We start from the raw sequence: 18,819 nt of genomic DNA on the forward strand, positions 1-18,819 counted from the left end.
ACGCATGACCGTGATGTGGACGTGGGGGATGACGGCGGCGGGCGTTGTCCCTACACTGGCTGACAGTGCGGGCCACGGCGGCCCGACGGAAACGATCGAACGACGAGGAGTGACGATGAGCGAGATCTCATGGAAGTCGAACCTGACCAAGCTCGTGCGGGGCGAGCACCTGAGTGCCGAGGAGACCGAGTGGTTCGTCGACGACCTCATGAAGGGCAACGCCGACCCCGCCTCCGTGGGGGCCGTGCTGGCGACCCAGCAGCAGCTGGGCCTGACGGCCGAGGAAGTGTCCGGCGCCGCCAAGGCCATGGTCTCCCACGCCGTGCCGCTGGACGTGGACCGTGAATGCACCGACATCGTGGGGACCGGCGGCGACGGTGCCCATACCGTGAACCTGTCCACCATGGGCGCCGTGGTGGCCGCGGCCGCAGGCGTGACCATAGTCAAGCACGGCAACCGTGCCGCCAGCTCGAAATGCGGTGCCGCGGACTGCCTTGAGGCCCTCGGGCTCCCGCTTGACCTGGCACCCGATGCGGTGGCGCAAGTCGCCAACGAGGTGGGCATCACCTTCGCCTTTGCCAAGACCTTCCATCCGGCCATGCGTTTCGTGGGCCCCGTGCGCGCCGCACTGGGCGTGCCCTGCGTGTTCAACGTGCTGGGACCCTTGACCAATCCCGCCAAGCCGGCCCATATGGCCATCGGCTGCGCCAACCGTGCGATGAGCCCCATCATGGCCAGCGTCTACGCATCCAACGGGCAGACCGGCATGGTGTACACCTCGCGCGAAGGCCTGGACGAGATGGCGCCCACCGGCCCAATCGCCGTGTGGGAATTCAAGGACGGCGCCGTGACCGAGACGACCTTCGACCCCGTCGAGGAACTGGGACTGGCACCGATCGAACTTGCGGACCTGCGGGGCGGCGAGCCGCCGATCAATGCGCAGGCGGCCCGCGACCTGTTCGCAGGCAAGCCGGTGCCGTTCCGATCGACCGCGCTGCTCAACGCAGCGTCCGCCATCGTGGCCGACGGCCACCAGGTGCCGGCGGACGGCACCCTGGCGGAACGTTTCCGCGTGGCCTACGCGCTCGCCGAGCGCAGCGTGGACGACGGCAAGGCCGCTGCGCTGCTCGACGAGTGGATCGCGGTGGCCAAGTCCAAGGTCCAGGCTGCCTGAGACTACACCCTTGCGCCGTTGTCGGCGCTGTCGTCCTCATGGTCCGGCAAGTGGGGATTGGGAGAGCGGGTGACCAGCAGGCCGCCCGCCCCCACCAAGGCCACCAGGGCGAATAGGGCCCCGAAGGCGAGGAGTCGGGGAAGGAAGGCGGCGAGGATGATGCCGGCCACGCCCACGATGGCCAGGACACCGAAGACGATGCGTGTCGTGGAGGTGCCCTGGCGCAGGCCCGGACGGGGAGGGCGGAAGCCGCCGCCATGACGGTCCATGACATCATCCGTGTCAAGCCAGCTTGAGCCGGTGAAATCCCTCGGACCGTGACCTCCCTGGACGAAGGAGCCGCTGTCGAGGTCGTCCACCGAGAGGATGGCGCGTTTCTCCTCCTTCTGCGCATGCTTCTCGAACTTGCGTGCGGCATGTGACCTGCTGACGTCCTGGAGGTCGTCGGCATGTTCGCTCATGAACGCTTCCCAGGCATCGTCACCATCGTGGCTGCTAGTGTTATGGTCAGTCATAGGTATTACTCTAATCGTGCGTAGCAACAGCGCGACAAGGAAAGGACGACGATGCTGTACTGGTTTTTCGTGAAGACGCTGGGTCCCATTGCCAAGCATCGCTTCCGTCCCACCGTGTCCGGACTGGAGCACATTCCCCGGCAGGGCGGTGCCATCATCGCAGCGAACCACCTGGCGGTCATCGATGACGGACTGCTGCCCCTGACCTGCCCGCGCATGATTCACTTCATGGGCAAGGCCGAATACTTCGAGGGCAAGGGAATCAAGGGCAAGTTCAAGAAGTGGTGGTTCACCTCCGTGGGCGTCTTCCCGGTGGACCGGTCCGGCGGTTCGAAGTCCCTGGGTGCGCTCGAGCACGCACGCGAGATCATCGAGAAGGGCGAGCTCTTCGGTATCCATATCGAAGGCACACGCAGCCCCGACGGCCGCCTGTACAAGGGGCATACCGGGGCGGCCCGGCTGGCGCTGGAGACGGGATGCCCCATCATCCCCACCGCCATCATCGGGTCGCGTGAACTGCAGAAGCCCGGGCAGGTCATCCCGGGCAAGGGTACGAGCAAGGTCATCTACGGCGAGCCGATCGAGGTCGCCAAGACGCCTGCCGACGAGGTCACCCATGAACGGCTTCGTGAACTCACTGACGAGGTCACGCGCCGCATCCAGGCGATGAGCGGCCAGGAATACGTGCCGGAATACGCACAGGTCGTCAAGAAGCAGATGGAAGAGGAGCGGCAGGCACTGGGTGAGGGTCGGTGAGGCCGCGCCGAACGGGGAACGGGCCGGGCACGTCATATGACGTGCCCGGCCCGTTCCCCGTTCGGCGCGGCAATCAGAACCAGGGGATCTTGAGGGTGACGACGGTGGGATTGCCGTCCCGGTCCCGCAGCCGCACCGTGGTGCCGGCCTCGGGATCCTGCGAGACGACCGTGTCCGAGGGGCTCAGGGAGAAGGTCTTGCCGACCTCCACCTGGAAGCCGAGCTCCTCCAGGGTGGCTTTCGCCTCCTCCTGGCCAAGTCCCGTCACCTTGGGCATGGTGATCTCCTCGGGACCGCGGGAGACGGTGAGGGTCACGGTGTCTCCCCAGTGCAGCGACGCGCCGGCGTCCGCTGAGGCGCCGATGACCTTTCCTTCCGCCATGGTGTCGCTGTATTCCTGGTTGACCTCGACCGTCAGGTTGCGGTTCTCCAATTCGCTGACGGCGCCCGTCTCGCTCATGCCCACCACGTCCGGCATGGAGACCGCCATGGGGCCCTTGGAGACGACGACCGTGATGGGGGTGTCATGGTCGAGGGTGGCGCCCGGGTCCTCGGACACATAGGTCGCACGGCCCGCGGGGACGGTGGCGGACCATTCCTCGTCCTCCTGCGTGACCTTGTCGAAACCGGCCTTGCGCAACGCTTCGACCGGATCGTCCACATCCATGATGTCCTGGGGGACGGTGGCCTGCTTGACACCCCTGGACACGATCACCTTGACGGCCTGTCCGGTGCGCTTGTTCACTTTGTCGCCCACGTCGGCGGGGTCGGTGGCGATGATGGTGCCGGCGGCCAGGTCGTCGTCGTACTGCTCCATGGTGGTGTAGGGGATGCCGGCTTGCTTGAGCATGGCCTCGTAGCCGTCCCAGGGGACGCCGGTGATGGCGCACGCTGCATTCGACGGGCAACTCAGGTCCGTCGGCCTGGGCATCGTGACATAGCTGCCCGGTCCGGCGAAATAGAGCCATGTGCCCAGTCCGAGCAGGACGGCGGCCCCGGCGGCGCCGGCGCCGATGAGGATGCCGCGCTTGCGGCGGTCGGCATTGCGTGGCTGTGCGATGGTGGGGGCCTGGTTGGCGGCCATGGATGTCGTTGCCTGCGTGGGCTGGCTGTCCGGTTGGCCGGACGGTATGCTGTCCAGCAGCCCCAGGGGATAGACGGTGGTCGATCCGGGGTCCTGCCGTGTGGGCCGGGGTGCATCCGGGTCGTAGCGGTAGGACAACTGCCCGGGCGTGAGCGAGGCCATGAGCTGGCGCAATTGCTCCAGGGCGGCCTGTGCGTTCCCGGGGCGGCCATGGATGTCGCGGGCCGTCAGGTCGGAGACGAACCGCGACACCCGGGGGTCGATGCCGGGGCACACGGAAGAGAGGGAAGGGACGTTCTCATGGACATGCTTGTAGATGATCGTGGTCGGGTTGTCCGCCTGGAACGGCAGGCGGCCGGTGAGCATCTCCCAGGCCATGATGCCGACCGAATAGCAATCGCCCTGGGGTGTCGCCTGGTTGTGCTCGATCATCTCCGGGGCCAGGTAGGAGGCGGTGCCCATGAGTGTCGTGGTGGTGGAGAGCGTGGCCTGCGACGTGGCCTTGGCAAGACCGAAGTCGGTGATCTGCACGCGCCCACGGTCGTTGATGAGCACGTTCTCCGGCTTGACGTCACGATGCACGATGCCTGACCGGTGGGCCGCCGCGAGGCCGGCGAGGACCTCGCCGACGATGCGCAGGGTCTCGCGCACGCTGAACCGGTGCTTGCGGCGCAGTTCGTAGCGAAGGTTGACCCCGTGCACGTATTCCATGACCAGGTAGTCGATCCCCGGGTCCTGGCTGGTGTCGCATCCCGTGTCATAGACCTGCACCACGTGCGGGTTGGCGATGGCCGCCGCGGACTTGGCCTCGCGGTGGAATCGCTGGACGAACCGGTCGCGGTCGGGGCCCTGCGTGTACTGGGCATGCATGACCTTGAGGGCCACTTCACGGTCCAGCCGTGTATCCTCGGCGCGGTAGACCGACGCCATGCCGCCATCCGCTATCTTGTCGATGATGCGGTAGCGGCCGTCGACAAGCCGGTCCCGGTACATTCGTGAGGCTTCGTTCATGCTCGTGCCGTCGTGTCCTTCATCCTGCATGGCGCCGCCATGCCTTGTTGCTGTCGCCATTCTACATGGTGCGCCCTGCGGGTGCAGGAGCATGCTCACCGGCTACGGACGTCTTCCGGCACGAAGCGTGCACACAGTGCGGTGAGCGTCGCAGTGTGTGCCGTATCCAGGCCGAGCCGTTCGATGGCCAGCCGTGCCATGCGCCACATGTTGGCGATGCGCGCGCGGGAGGCCTCGATGGCGCCGGTGCGTTCGAAGAGTGCGATGACCTGGCGTATCTGCTCCTCGCTGCGGGCAGGTGCCTCGTAGGCGGCGCGCAGCCATGCCTGCTGTGCCCCATCGGCCTCGTCGAGTGCATCCGCCAGCAGGACGGTGCGCTTGCCTTCACGGATGTCGCCGCCGACCGGCTTGCCTGTCTGCAGGGAGGACGAGGTCACGTCCAGCAGGTCATCGGCCAGCTGGAAGGCCACGCCGAGTGGCAGGCCGATGTCCTCGGCGTGTGTGTCCGCGTCCGCCGGATCCATGCCGCCGGCCAGGAAGGCGAGACGCAGGGGGGCGATGGTGGTGTAGCTGGCCGTCTTCCAGCGGAAGACCTCGTAGGAGGCTTCGCACAGCGCCGCCGGGTCGTCCAGGGGCATCTGCTCGATGGCGAGGTCCAGGACCTGGCCGATCTCCACGTCACGCTGCATGTCCAGGAAGGTCCTGCGCAGCCTGCCCGAAGCGGGCAGGCGGGTGCTGGCGTCGTCGGCGATGCCGGTGCAGGCCGTGGCCAGCAGGTCGCCGAGCATGAGCCCCAGCCCCCGGCCGATCGGCAGGCTTCCGGTGCCCTGCTCGAGGGCTCGGTGGGCGGAAGGCCTGCCGCGGCGCAGGTCGGCGTCGTCGATGATGTCGTCATGCACGAGTGCGGCGGTCTGGAAGACCTCGATGGCGCAGGCGAGGTCCAGCATGGCCTGCGCCTGGACGGCATCCGACAGGGCCTGTCCGGAGGCGACCTCACGCCATGCGCCCAGCGCCAGCATGGCTCGCAGCCGTTTGCCTCCCTCGCTGGAGGTGATGGCTTGGTCCGCCGTGAGGCGTGCGGTATGCGCCAGCGAGGACGGGATGGGGGCGCCTTCCATGTCCATGAACGCATGGACGAGGGAGGTGATGCGTTGCTCGATCGATTGCAGGTCACATGGCAGGCTCATGACTCGATTATCCCCATGGCACGCCGACAATGCCCGGCCGACGGCCCTTCGCCCCCGGTGAAGGCAGGGGCGTTCGACCACAATGGCCGTACCGCATGGACACGGAGGGGCCGGCGGCGCAATAGTGGGAATGCGGACGGGCATCGGAGCCCGTCCCCGGCCCGTACAGGGCCGTCCAGACGGCAACGGAAAAGAGGCATGACCATGGGCATTCACGAACGGGACCTGTTCCACCTGACCTATCCGGAACGGCTGGTGGACGAGGGGGATTGCCGACGGTGCCGGGAGCTCGACGACCGCTTCCGGGCGCAACGGCGCGCGAAGGGGCCGCAGGCACATGCCGAGGCATGGTTCCCGCCATTGCTCGACACGTGGCTGTCGGCATTGTCGGACGAAAGCTTCGACCCCTTCGACTGCCCTGCGGAGACACTGTGCATGGTTGGCGTGACCTTCACGAAGTCGTTGGCGATGCGTGACGCATTGATCGTGGCGGCCATCGTGGACGGCGACGCATGGACGCCGGAACTGCTGTGCGAATTCGCATCCCAGCCGCATGGCGAACATACCGGCATGCGCATGGGAGACCTGCTGTCACGCGCCTTCGATGCCGTGGATGCCCCCTCGCCGTCCCGGAGGGGACGCATGGAGCGGGCCTTGGCATTGTGCGAGCGCGCGGGAGAGGTGGTGCCGCGCCAGTACGCAGGACAGCCCTTCGCCGTTGCCGCCTACATCGCCTGGTGGATGGGTTCGTCCAGGAGCCTCAGCCTGGCCACCCTGGCCTCCGACATCGACGGGGACATCAGCCTGGCCGGCATCGTGCGCACGGCCGTGCTGCGCCGTGTGGGCCCCGCATGGACGCACAGGCGCCAATGCCGGGAATAATCGTCGTCGTTTCATGGTTTACTCCAATAGTCAGCGACTTGCCCTTGCATGAACTATGCCCATGTGCAAGCCGCGCCAAGATTGTCGAGATTCGCAGGAGGAAAGCAGTTTGGCCACGAAACAAACGTCAAGCACGAAGAGGAAGACTGGCAAGAAGACCGCCTCCGCCGCCGCGGACGACACCGAGAAGAAGACCGCTGCCGCCACCAGGAAGCGTACGCGCAAGACGACCGCCAAGGCCAAGGGCACCGAGACTGCCAAGGCCTCCAAGAAGACCGCGAAGCCATCTGAAGAGGATGAGGAGGTGCTCCTCGACGACGAACAGATCGGCGAGGAGGACCTCGACCTCGACGGGGACCTGGAGAACCTGGACGACGCTGACGGCGACGACCATGACGACGATGACGAGGACACCCGCGACGGTGACCCCGAATCCGAGGACGACGAGGAGGACGAGGACGCCCACCCGCAGGAGGAGCACCCCAAGGCCAAGGGGGCGTTCGTGGTCCGCGACGACGACGATGACGAAGTCCTCGCCACCCCCGGCACCAACCCCAAGCGTCGCGTGGTGACCACGGGAGCCACCGCCGACCCCGTCAAGGATTACCTCAAGCAGATCGGCCGCGTATCCCTGCTGAACGCGGAGCAGGAAGTGGACCTGTCCGAACGCATCGAGGCTGGCCTGTACGCACAGCACCTGCTCGATACCGAGGGCGACAAGCTGGACTTCAAGCGCAAGCGCGAACTCAAGTGGGCGGCTTCCGACGGCAAGAAGGCCAAGGACCACCTGCTCGAGGCGAACCTGCGTCTCGTGGTGTCCCTCGCCAAGCGTTACACGGGCCGCGGCATGCTGTTCCTGGACCTCATCCAGGAAGGCAACCTGGGCCTGATCCGTGCCGTGGAGAAGTTCGACTGGCAGAAGGGCTTCAAGTTCTCCACGTATGCCACGTGGTGGATCCGCCAGGCCATCACCCGCGCCATGGCCGACCAGGCACGCACCATCCGCGTGCCTGTGCACATGGTGGAGGTCATCAACAAGCTCTCGCGCGTCCAGCGCCAGATGCTGCAGGACCTGGGACGCGAGCCCACCCCGGACGAGCTCGCCCGCGAACTGGACATGCCCGTCGAGAAGGTCCAGGAAGTGCAGAAGTACGGCCGTGAACCCATCTCCCTGCACACTCCGCTGGGCGAGGACGGCGACTCCGAGTTCGGCGACCTCATCGAGGACACCGACGCCATCGCCCCCTCCGATGCAGTGGCCTTCTCGCTGCTGCAGGAGCAGTTCAAGCAGGTGCTGGAGACCCTGTCCCCACGTGAGGCGGGCGTCATCAAGATGCGGTACGGACTGGAGGACGGCCAGCCGAAGACCCTCGACGACATCGGCCGGGTCTACGGGGTCACCCGCGAGCGCATCCGCCAGATCGAGTCGAAGACCATGTCCAAGCTGCGTCACCCCTCGCGCTCCCAGACCCTGCGCGACTTCCTCGACCAGTGACAGGCTGAGGAACCGGCAGCACTCCACCCATTGCAGAGCGCCGGCCGCCCAGCGGCCGCGCTCTTTTGCATACACAGACAAGACATCAGGGGGCACCGCCCCGGAAGGAATCGGAACCATGGCAGGCACGAAGAAGGATGCCTACGGCGCAGGGTCGCTGACCGTGCTGGAAGGGCTGGACGCGGTACGCAAGCGTCCCGGCATGTACATCGGCACCACCGACAGCCAAGGACTGATGCATTGCCTGTGGGAGATCATCGACAACGCCGTCGACGAGGCGCTCGCCGGCGTATGCACCCACATCACCGTCACCCTGCACCGGGACGGTTCCATCGAGGTCGAGGACAACGGCCGAGGCATCCCGGTGGACATCGAGCCCAAGACGAAGCTCACCGGCGTGGAGGTGGTGCTCACCAAGCTGCATGCGGGAGCCAAGTTCGGCAATGCCTCCTACAATGCGGCGGGCGGCCTGCACGGCGTGGGCTCGTCGGTGGTCAACGCCCTGAGCTCGCGCCTGGACGTCGAGGTGGACCGCAACGGCCAGACCTACCACATGGCCTTCCACCAAGGGCACCCCGGTGTCTATGCAGACCCGGACCCGGCGCATCCGTCGCCCGACGCCCCCTTCAGGAAGACACGCAAGAACCGTCCCACCGAGCTCGAGGTCATCGGCAAGGTCGGCGCCAGGAAGACCGGCACCCGCATCCGCTACTGGGCCGACCCGGAGATCTTCAACGCCACGGCGCGCTTCGACTACGACCAGCTCATCGACCGCGTGCGCCAGACAAGTTTCCTGGTCCCGGGCCTGAAGATCACCGTCGTCGACGAGCACATCGAGGAAACCGGCGAACCATCCCTCGACACCATGGTCGAGACGGACGTGCCCGGAGCGAAGGCAGACCGGGGCGAACAGATCGACGACACGCAGGGCGCCGCGGTGGATGCCGCCCAAGAGGCCCTCGAACGCACCGGGGCCGAGGACATGCAGCAGGAGCTGCAGGCCGGCACCGAAACCGCACTGGAATCCACGGTGGCGCCCCCGGACGATGCCAAGGGCGGTCCCGGCCACCGTCGTGTCGAGGAGTTCTGCCACACCGGCGGCGTCGTGGACTTCGTGGACTTCCTCTCCCATGGCGAACCCCTCTCCACCGTCTGGCGCATGACCGGCCAAGGGTCCTACCACGAGGAGACGCAGGTGGTGGACGAGAAGGGCGACCTGCATGCCCAGGACATCCTGCGCACCTGCGACGTCGACATCGCCATGCGCTGGACGAACGGGTACGACACCGTCATCCGCAGCTTCGTGAACGTCGTCGCAACCCCCGGCGGCGGCACGCACGTCGACGGCTTCCTGCAGGCCGTCACCAGGCAGGTGCGCAAGACGGTCGAGGAGAATGCGCGCAAGCTCAAGGTGAACCTCAAGGATCCCAAGATGAAGGTCGAACGCGACGACATCCTGGCCGGTCTGGTCGCCGTGGTCACCGTACGCATCGCCGAGCCGCAATTCCAGGGCCAGACCAAGGACGTGCTGGGAACCGCACCCGTCAAGGGCGTCGTCTCGCGGCTGGTGGACAAGCAGTTCGCCGAGATGGTCTCCGGTGCCAGGCGCGGGTACAAGGAGCAGTCCGGCCGCGTACTCGAGAAGATCGTCGGCGAGATGCATGCGCGCATCCAGGCGCGCAAGACCAAGGAGGTCACCCGCCGCAAGAACGCGCTCGAATCCGCGTCGATGCCGCCCAAGCTCTCGGACTGCCAGCCGGGCAACGACGACATCGCCGAGCTGTTCATCGTGGAGGGCGACTCCGCGTTGGGCACCGCCAAGGCGGCCCGCAACTCCGCCTTCCAGGCCCTGCTGCCGATCCGCGGCAAGATCCTCAACGTGCAGAAGGCCTCCCTGGCGCAGATGCTCTCGAACAAGGAATGCGCCGCCATCATCCAGGTGGTCGGGGCCGGTTCCGGCGCCACCTTCGACATCGACCAGGCGCGGTACGACAAGGTCATCATGATGACCGACGCCGACGTCGACGGCGCGCATATCCGCACCCTGTTGCTCACCCTCTTCTACCGGTACATGCGTCCGCTGATCGAGCACGGCCACGTCTATGCCGCCGTGCCGCCCCTGCACCGCATCGCACTGACGGGACCGCGCAAGGGCGAATACATCTACACCTACTCGGATGACGAACTCGCCGGCAAGCTCGAACAGCTCGACCGGGACCACATCGGATACGCGGACGACATCCAGCGTTACAAGGGCCTGGGCGAGATGGACGCCAACCAGCTGGCCGACACGACCATGGACCCGCGCTCGCGCCTGCTGCGCCGCATCCGCATGGAGGACGCCGAACAGGCCAACGACATCTTCAGCCTGCTCATGGGCGACGAGGTGCCACCGCGGCGCCAGTTCATCGTCGACAACGCCGAGGACTTCGACCGCTCGAAGATCGACACCTGACCGGTTCCCGGGCATGCATGCGGGGCCCCGACACGTCCATGGACATGGCGGGACCCCGCATGCATGCCCGGTTCAGCGGCGACGGTCGGCGATGGCACGCGCGTACACTGCCTCGACCTGATTGGCCACCGTGGCCACGTCGTAGCGTTCCAGCAGGCGGGATTCGCGGTCATGGAGCTCCTGCGCCCAGGGGCGGTCGGTGAGCGCCCGCACGATGCGTTCGGCCAGGATGCGGTCCACGCCGTCGCCGTCGACGGGGAACAGCGCGTCTGCGTCGCCACGCATGGTCCACCGGTAGCCGGGATTGTCGCCGGCCAGGGTGACGCCGGCCCCCGAGGCGATGGCCTCGAGCAGGACGATGCCGAAGGTCTCGCCGTCGGTGGCCGGGAACACGGCCACGTCGGCATCGGCCAGCAAGGCCGCCTTGCGGGGCGCATCGTAGATCGCACCGGTGAATTCGACGGGAGTGGCCAGGCCGGAGGCGAAGCGTCGGCATTCGTCGAGCAGCGGGCCGTCGCCGATGAAGGTGGCATGCAGGCCCTCGGGCAGCAGGCCGTGGCGCTCGCCGTACGCGAGTGCCTCCAGCAGGGTGCGGGCACCCTTGCGGGGCACGAACCTGCCGAGGAAGACCACGTGGTTGTCGGTGGGGACGTCCGGCTGTGCCGCGCGGAACACGGAGGGATCCACCGGGTTGGGGACGACCGTGCCGCGCACGTGGGCGGTGCCTTGGGCATAGGCGGCCGCCACCTGGGACACGGCGATCACTTCGTCCACCCTGCGGTGGCTGTGTGCGTTGAGTGCCCCGAGCAGTCGTCCGCCGACCCGGGAGGCGGGGCCGGATGCGGCGATGTGATAGGTCGCGACCACGCCGGTACGCTCGTCGGCATGGTCCAGGATACGGCCCGCCAGCAAGGGGCTGTAGGGGGCCTGGACGTGCAGGATATCGAAATCGCCCTCCGTTAGGGCCTGCCTGATGGGCGTCAGCGGTGCGGGCAACGGGATACGCATGCGGTTGCCGTTGAAGCGGACCATGACGTTGCGTGCCAAGGACACGGTATGGGGCACGGGGGAGTGATGAGTCTCGCCGACCAGGTAGCTCACCTGGTGGCCGCGCCTGGCAAGCTCGCGGCCGAGGGTGACGACATGCTGCTGGACACCGTCGAGCACGTCGAGGGTGTCATCGAAAACAAAACCGATGCGGTAGGACATGGTTGCCAGTGTAGACGGGCGCCACCCTAGCGCTGTCGCGATGCTGCGCGGCGCTGGCAGGATGTTCCGCAGCCATGGCGACGCTGGCATGTCGGGGCCTCCCGTGCCCTACCATGGGTGCCACTGCGTGTCCCGTCAAGACGATCAAGGAGGAACCGACGTGGCGAACCTGCTGCTGGCCGTGATCTACCTGGCCTTCATTTCCCTGGGACTTCCCGATGGCCTGTTGGGTGCGGCATGGCCGACGATGAGCGGCGACATCGGCGCCAGGCTCGGCTGGGCAGGCGGCATCTCGATGGTCATCAGCGCAGGCACCATCGCCTCCGCGCTGCTCAGCGACCGCCTCACCCTACGGTTCGGCGCCGGGCGCGTGACGGCGGCCTCCGTGGCCATCACCGCCCTGGCGTTGCTGGGCTTCTCCGTGGCGCCGAACTACGCGGTGCTGGTGCTCATGGCGATTCCCTACGGCCTCGGCGCCGGCGGGGTGGATGCGGCGCTCAACAACTACGTGGCCATCCACTACACCAGCCGCCACATGAGCTGGCTGCACTGCATGTGGGGCCTGGGCGCGCTCATCGGGCCCTACGTGATGGGCTTTTCCCTGGTGCATGGCGGTGGGTGGCAGTGGGGCTACCGGTCGGTGGGCCTCCTGCAGGTGGCGCTCACGGTCATGCTCATCGTCAGCCTGCCCCTATGGACGGCGCGTCCGAAACAGGCAACGGGCGCCGAGCTGCGCCATGCCGAGGAATCCGACCCGGTGACCGCCGCATCCGAACCCGCCAAGCCGCTGGGACTGGCCGGGGTGCTGCGCATCAAGGGCGCGCCCCAGATCCTGGTGATGTTCTTCTGCTACTGCGCCATCGAGCAGACCGCCATGCTATGGGCCTCGAGCTACATGGCACGCGTCGACCACGTCAGCGCCACGCAGTCGGCCAGCCTGGCCAGCCTGTTCTTCATCGGCATCACCGTGGGCCGTTTCCTGTCCGGCTTCCTGACCATGAGATTCACTGACCCGCAGATGATCCGCCTCGGCTGCGCCTTCCTGTTCGTCGGCATCGCCGCCCTGGCCATACCGTTGCACGCCGTCTGGCTGTCCGCGCTCGCCTTCGTCATCATCGGCCTCGGCTGCGCGCCGGTCTACCCCTGTGTCATCCACTCGACGCCCACCTACTTCGGCGAGGACAAGTCCCAGGCCATCGTAGGCGTGCAGATGGCCTGCGCCTACACGGGCACGCTGCTCATGCCGCCGCTGTTCGGCATGGTCGCACAGTGGACCACCATAGCCCTGCTGCCGTGGTTCCTCCTGGTCTTCACGCTGCTCATGACAGGCATGCACGAGTGGCTGCGCCGCGTGCGCGCCGATGCCGTCTTCGCCTGACGGACGGCGACACGCCCGTCGCCGGCACTTGCGTGTCGGGCGTGAATGGACAATATTCGAACACATGTGCGAATGTCTTGAGTTGTTCAGCGAGCCGACCCGCGCGTGGTTCCGGTCGGCCTTCGGCATGCCGACCCGCGCCCAGGAACTGGCGTGGCCCCTCATCGCCAGCGGGCAGAACGCGCTGGTGATCGCTCCCACCGGCTCCGGCAAGACCCTGGCCGCCTTCCTCTGGGCCATCGATTCGCTCATGCGCGCCAAGGCGGCTGCCCCCGCGGCGAAGACCGGCCCACGGCGCAAGCGACGCAACCGGGGCGTGGGGGTCCTGTACCTGTCGCCAATCAAGGCGCTCGGCGTGGACGTGGCCCGCAACCTCGAACGTCCACTGGAGGGCATCGCACGCATGGCTGAAGACCAGGGCACGCTGTTTCCCCCGGTCACGGTGGCCATGCGTTCCGGGGACACCTCGGCACAGGAACGGCGCAAGATCGCCTCGGACCCGCCGGACATCCTGGTGACCACGCCGGAGTCCCTCTACCTCATGCTCACGTCCAAGGCGCGTGAGGCGTTGCGTACGGTGCACACCGTCATCGTGGACGAGGTCCATGCCGTCGCGGGCAGCAAGCGCGGCGCCCACCTGGCATTGAGCCTGGAACGGCTGGATGCGCTCCTGCAGCGGCCCGCGCAGCGCATCGGGCTGTCCGCCACCGTCAACCCCGTCCAAGAGGCCGCCCATTTCCTGGGCGGTGCGCACCCGGTGCAGGTCGCACATGCCGAAGGGCGCCCCGAACTCGACCTGCGCATCGTGGACTGCACACAGCGTGACGCACCACGATTGCCGGCACCGGCCCAGCCGGCCTGCATATCAGGCGTCACGCCGGCCATGGAACGCCTGGCGCGACGCAAGCAGGGGGAGGACCATGTCCAGATGCCGCCGATCGCCCCAGCCGCTGCACCGTCCACTTCCGGCGCATCGGTCTGGCCGGCGGTGCAGCGCAGCATCCTCGACGAGATCCTCGCACACCGCACCACCCTCGTCTTCGTCAACTCACGCGGACTGGCCGAACGGCTCACGGCGCAGCTCAACGACCTCTACGCGCAACGGCAGGGCAAGGACACCGCCGGCGGCGATCCCGAGCCGGCGCATTACCGCTCGTCCTTCGGCTCCACCAGCATGCTTGTCGGCTCCGTGCAGGACGCCGACGCCATCGCCATGGCCCATCACGGGTCGGTCTCCAAGGACCGTCGCAAGCAGATCGAGGAGCGGCTCAAGGCCGGCAGGCTCAAATGCGTCGTGGCCACCAGCAGCCTCGAACTGGGCATCGACATGGGTTCGGTCGACCTGGTCATCCAGGTCGCGCCTCCGCTGTCCATCTCCTCCGGCCTGCAGCGGGTGGGGCGTGCCGACCACCGGGTGGGCGGTACCTCGCACGCCCTCATCTACCCCCTGACCCGCGACCAGATCATCGGCGCGGCCGCCAGCGTAGAAGGCATGCTCGACGGCAGCATCGAGGCATTGCACGTGCCCCAGGCACCCCTGGACGTCCTCGCACAGCAGACCGTCGCCGCTGCCAGCCTCGAGCTGCTGCCCGTGGAGCAGTGGTGGGACACCGTACGGGCCGCCTACCCATACGCCCGCCTGGACCGCGACCTTTTCGACTCGACCGTCGGCATGCTTACGGGCGCCTACCATAGCGAATCGTTCTCGGCCTTCCGTCCGCCGCTCATGCTCGACACGGACAGCGGCATGCTCACCGCACGCCCCGGGGCGCAGCGGCTCGCCGTGACCAGCGGCGGCACGATCCCCGACCGAGGCATGTACACCGTGGTCCTGCCTGAGGCCGACGCCGGCAAGGGGCCGCGACGCGTCGGCGAACTGGACGAGGAAATGGTCTACGAGTCCCGCATCGGCGACGTCATCGCCCTGGGCACCTCCACTTGGCAGATCCAGGAAATCACCAACGACCGTGTCGTCGTCACCCCGGCGCCTGGCCGCAGTGCCCGCCTGCCCTTCTGGCACGGCGACCAGGCCGGACGCGACTACGCCGATGGGCTCGCACTGGGCGAATGGACCGGCGCAGTCAGCCGCGGACTGCTCGCCGAGGACGACCATCCGCGCCTCAACGACGCCGTACTTGAACGGCTGCGCCACGATGGCTGCGACAGTCACGCCGCCGACCAGTTGGCCGGTTTCCTGGCCGAGCAGCGCGCCGCCACCGGCACCATCCCCGATGCCACCCATCTCGTGGTCGAACGCTGCCGCGACGAGGAACAGGACTGGCGGGTGATCATCCACTCGCCCTTCGGACGGCGCGTCCATGAGCCATGGGCGCTCGCCATCGACGCCAGGCTCAGGCAGCGCCATGGTTTCGACGGCCAGGTGTTCGCCGCCGACGACGGCATCGTGATGCGCCTGCCCGACGGCGACGGCGCCATCGACATCGCCGGACTCATCGCCATGGACCCACAGGATGCCGCCCGGATGGTCGAGCGGCAGGTCGACGGCAGCGTCCTCTTCGCCGCACGGTTCCGGGAATGCGCCGCCCGCGCCCTGTTCATGCCCCGGGCCGACCCGGGCAGACGCGTCCCCCTGTGGCAGCAGCGGCTGCGCGCCGCCCAACTGCTCGCGGCGGCCCGCACCCAGCGCAACTTCCCCCTGGTCGTGGAGACCGCCCGCGAATGCCTGCAGGACGTCTACGACGTGCCCGCACTCAAGGAGGTCCTCACACGGATCTCCCAGGGGCGCATCACCATCCACGACTGCACGACCGCCGTCCCCTCGCCCTTCGCCGACCGCCTGCTCTTCGGATTCGTGGGATCGGTGATGTACGCGGGGGACATGCCCCAGGCGGAACGCGACGCACGGCTGCTCGCCATGGACCCGGAGGTGCTCGGGCGATTGCTGGGCGACGACGAACTGCCCGCCGTGCTCGACGGACAGGTCATCGACGAGACCGGCGAGCGCCTGGCCGCGCGTACCTTCTGGAACGAGCTGGTGGCGGATGACGTCGCCGGCAGGGTCCACCGCTATCTCGAGACCCACGTCCCCTTCATTGCGGACTCCATGATCGCGGACCTGGGACTGCCCGCACAGGTCGTCCTCGAGGAACTGCACCGCCTCGAACGGCAGGGAGATGCGATGACCGGCCGTTTCGACGACCGCCTGCCGCAAGGGGTGCCTCAATGGGTCGCCGCCGACGTCCTGCGCACCATCCGCTCGAAGTCGCTCGCGAAGGCCCGCAAGGCGGTCCGGCCCGTCGACGGCGTGCAGTTCCAGTCCTTCGTGCTGCGCCAGCAGGGCGTGGGATCCGCCGGCGGCGAGTCCTATGAAGGGACGGATGGTGTCCTGCGCGCCATCGAGCAACTCGAGGGCGTTGCACTGCCACTGGCCACTTGGGAGAACCAGGTGCTGCCCGCGAGGGTACGCGACTATGCGCCGATGATGCTCGACGAGCTCATCGCGGCAGGTGACGTCGTCTGGGTCGGCGAGGGGGCATCCGACCACGGCGTGGACACGGTGCGTCTCTTCGGCACAGGTTCGGTGCAGTTGCAGGCACTCGTTCAGGCGCAGCCGCCGGCCGGCACGCAAGAGGATGGTCTGTCCATCGAGGACGCCATCATGCAGGTCCTGGCTGCCGGGGGTGCTTACGGTGCCATGGAACTGGAGGAACGGGCCCGGCAACGGTGGCAGGAAGGGCCGGCGCCTCTCGTCGACCCGACGACCGGAGAGATGCGACCGGGCCACTGGTCCACCGGGGCTTTCACCACGGCCCTGTGGTCCCTGGCGGGACAGGGACGGGTGACCGACAGTACGCTCGCCATGCTGCGCGGGGTGAGGCCTGGCACGTCGCGCGCCATGCGGCCCCGCCGGCGGGCACGTGTCGCCATGCCGGTGGCCATGCCCGCCCTGGCCGGCATGTGGTCGAAGATCCCCTGTGCCGACCAGGACGTCCCGGCGGAACAGGTGGCGATCGACACGGTGGAATTGCTCCTGGACCGCTACGGCGTGGTGAGCCAGCCCATCGTGGAACAGGCACGCATCCCCGGAGGGTTCTCCGGCCTGTACCCGGTGCTGCGGCGCATGGAGGACCGGGGCAAGCTCATGCGTGGCATGTTCGTGCAGGGCTTCGGCGCCGCACAGTTCGCACGGCGCCAGGTCGTGGACCTGCTGCGCGGCGGCGAAGGAGCGGCCCTGACTGTCGCCCTCGAGGTGACCGATCCGGCCAGCCTGTATGGAGGTGCCCTGGCATGGCCGGTACGGGATGACTCCGACGCCGTGCGGCCCCAGCGCAAAGCCGGTGGCACGGTGGTCCTGCACGGCGGCGACGTGGTGTTCTATGCCGCCCGCGGAACGGGCAGGATGGCCACGTTCCGCGAGGGGGAGTCGCTGCTGCGGCCGGCCTGTGCCGCACTGGCGGATGCCTGCCGCCGCTCGGATACGGGTGTCACGCTCAAGGAATGCGACGGCCGGCCGTTGACCCAACCGCAGCCGGTCACGCCCTTCCTGCGCGCCGCCGGCTTCACCCCATGCCCGCAAGGTCTGCGCCTGTACCGCTAGCCGCCGGTCTGCCCATGGCGAACGGATTTGGAATTCCCCGGAAGGGTGGATAGCTTGAAAAACTGACCTGACAAGGACGTTCGCATGTCACATGTCAATGGGAGGTCTTGCCGCATGGGCATGTGGCGCCGTACAGAGAGGTAAGGCCCGCCCATGGCAATGTTCATCGCGTTGTTGCCCGCACTGTTCATCGGCTCCAACAGTCTCATCACCGCGAAGATCGACGGCAAGCCCAGCCAAGGGACCCTGGGCACCACCATCGGCGCCTTCCTGTTCGCGCTCGCGGTGGCGTTGTGCTACGTGGGGCCGCATGCCGGCTGGGGGTACGTGTTCCAGCCACGCATCTGGGTGGTGGGCCTGTGCTCCGGCCTGTTCTGGGCCATCGGCTCCTTCGGGCAGTTCTCCGCGCTCAAGCCGCTCGGCGTGTCCGTGGCGATGCCGATCTCCACGGCGGCGCAGGTGGTCGGCAACGCGCTCATGGCCGCCATCGTGCTGCGCCAGTGGACCACCGTGCATGTCTGGGTCGCCGGCATCGCGGCCATCCTCCTGGTGAGTGCAGGTGCCGTGCTGTGCTCGGCGAAGGGCGACGACGCCTCCACCGCCATCTCGGCCGCGAACTGTCGTACCGGCCTGCTCGCCATCGCCGCCTCGACTCTGGGCTTCATGCTGTATTTCGTGTTCCCCAACCTGCTGCACCAGACCGGCTTCATCGGCGACGCCGTGTACGACGCGCCGGACGGCAATGGCCTGTACTACATGACCGCGGTGATCCTCCCGCAGTCCGTGGGGCAGGTCCTGGCGGCATTGGCCATCGTCCTGTTCGTGGACAGGGACGCCTCGCTCATCCGCTCGCGCAAGACCGCGCTCAACCTGGTCACGGGCGTGGCCTGGGCCATCGGCAATGTGCTCGTCTTCATCTCGTCCGCCAACCCCCATGTCGGGCAGGCCATTGCCGCCACCTTCTCCCAGTTGGGCGTAGTGGTCGCCACATACGGCGGCATCGTCTTCCTGCACGAGCGCAAGACCAGGCGCCAGATGGTGTCCATCGTGCTGGGCACCATCTGCATCGTGGCAGGTGCCGCGCTCATGGCCCTGTATACCACGGCCTGAGCGCG

The 18,819-nt window shown here is 67.6% G+C and carries 12 protein-coding genes; 8 read left to right on the plus strand and 4 right to left on the minus strand.

Going from position 1 to position 18,819, the window contains the following annotated elements; translation table 11 throughout:
* Positions 1–115 precede the first annotated feature (115 nt).
* Positions 116–1,174: an anthranilate phosphoribosyltransferase gene (trpD, locus tag BCUN_RS00700; RefSeq protein ID WP_033516666.1), complete on the plus strand. Its 1,059-nt coding sequence runs from the start codon at positions 116–118 to the stop codon at positions 1,172–1,174.
* Positions 1,175–1,176: 2 nt separating this feature from the next.
* Here trpD and BCUN_RS00705 read toward each other — a convergent pair whose 3' ends face one another.
* Positions 1,177–1,689, minus strand: coding sequence for a hypothetical protein (locus BCUN_RS00705; protein WP_033516668.1), 513 nt, complete (start codon positions 1,687–1,689; stop codon positions 1,177–1,179).
* A gap of 51 nt (positions 1,690–1,740) precedes the next feature.
* On the opposite strand from BCUN_RS00705, the gene BCUN_RS00710 reads away from it, so the two are divergent.
* Entirely contained in the window at positions 1,741–2,445 is a 705-nt protein-coding gene (locus BCUN_RS00710) for a lysophospholipid acyltransferase family protein (RefSeq protein WP_033516670.1), read from the plus strand.
* Between the two features lie 73 nt (positions 2,446–2,518).
* On the opposite strand, the gene BCUN_RS00715 is transcribed toward BCUN_RS00710, so the two are convergent.
* Positions 2,519–4,540, minus strand: a complete 2,022-nt coding sequence (locus tag BCUN_RS00715; RefSeq protein ID WP_033515816.1) for a protein kinase domain-containing protein — start codon at positions 4,538–4,540, stop codon at positions 2,519–2,521.
* A 95-nt stretch (positions 4,541–4,635) separates the two neighbouring features.
* On the minus strand, positions 4,636–5,727 hold the full coding sequence (locus tag BCUN_RS00720; RefSeq protein WP_033515807.1) for a polyprenyl synthetase family protein: 1,092 nt from the start codon (positions 5,725–5,727) through the stop codon (positions 4,636–4,638).
* Positions 5,728–5,925: 198 nt separating this feature from the next.
* On the opposite strand from BCUN_RS00720, the gene BCUN_RS11205 reads away from it, so the two are divergent.
* From BCUN_RS11205 to BCUN_RS00735, 3 genes are all read left to right on the plus strand, one after another.
* Positions 5,926–6,609: a hypothetical protein gene (locus BCUN_RS11205; protein WP_051920398.1), complete on the plus strand. Its 684-nt coding sequence runs from the start codon at positions 5,926–5,928 to the stop codon at positions 6,607–6,609.
* Between the two features lie 109 nt (positions 6,610–6,718).
* On the plus strand, positions 6,719–8,104 hold the full coding sequence (locus BCUN_RS00730; RefSeq protein ID WP_033515805.1) for an RNA polymerase sigma factor: 1,386 nt from the start codon (positions 6,719–6,721) through the stop codon (positions 8,102–8,104).
* A gap of 118 nt (positions 8,105–8,222) precedes the next feature.
* Positions 8,223–10,559: a DNA gyrase/topoisomerase IV subunit B gene (locus tag BCUN_RS00735; RefSeq protein WP_033515803.1), complete on the plus strand. Its 2,337-nt coding sequence runs from the start codon at positions 8,223–8,225 to the stop codon at positions 10,557–10,559.
* A 72-nt stretch (positions 10,560–10,631) separates the two neighbouring features.
* On the opposite strand, the gene BCUN_RS00740 is transcribed toward BCUN_RS00735, so the two are convergent.
* The gene (locus BCUN_RS00740) at positions 10,632–11,768 is read right to left on the minus strand and encodes a glycosyltransferase family 4 protein (RefSeq protein ID WP_033515801.1); all 1,137 of its coding nucleotides are present in this window, start codon (positions 11,766–11,768) and stop codon (positions 10,632–10,634) included.
* 160 nt (positions 11,769–11,928) lie between these two features.
* On the opposite strand from BCUN_RS00740, the gene BCUN_RS00745 reads away from it, so the two are divergent.
* From BCUN_RS00745 to BCUN_RS00755, 3 genes are all read left to right on the plus strand, one after another.
* Complete coding sequence (locus tag BCUN_RS00745; RefSeq protein ID WP_033515799.1) at positions 11,929–13,146, plus strand: MFS transporter; 1,218 nt, start codon at positions 11,929–11,931, stop codon at positions 13,144–13,146.
* A 64-nt stretch (positions 13,147–13,210) separates the two neighbouring features.
* On the plus strand, positions 13,211–17,704 hold the full coding sequence (locus tag BCUN_RS00750; protein WP_033515796.1) for a DEAD/DEAH box helicase: 4,494 nt from the start codon (positions 13,211–13,213) through the stop codon (positions 17,702–17,704).
* A gap of 153 nt (positions 17,705–17,857) precedes the next feature.
* Entirely contained in the window at positions 17,858–18,814 is a 957-nt protein-coding gene (locus BCUN_RS00755) for a GRP family sugar transporter (protein WP_033515794.1), read from the plus strand.
* Positions 18,815–18,819: the final 5 nt, after the last annotated feature.

Source organism: Bifidobacterium cuniculi, assembly GCF_000741575.1.
Classification (GTDB): Bacteria; Actinomycetota; Actinomycetes; order Actinomycetales; family Bifidobacteriaceae; genus Bifidobacterium; species Bifidobacterium cuniculi.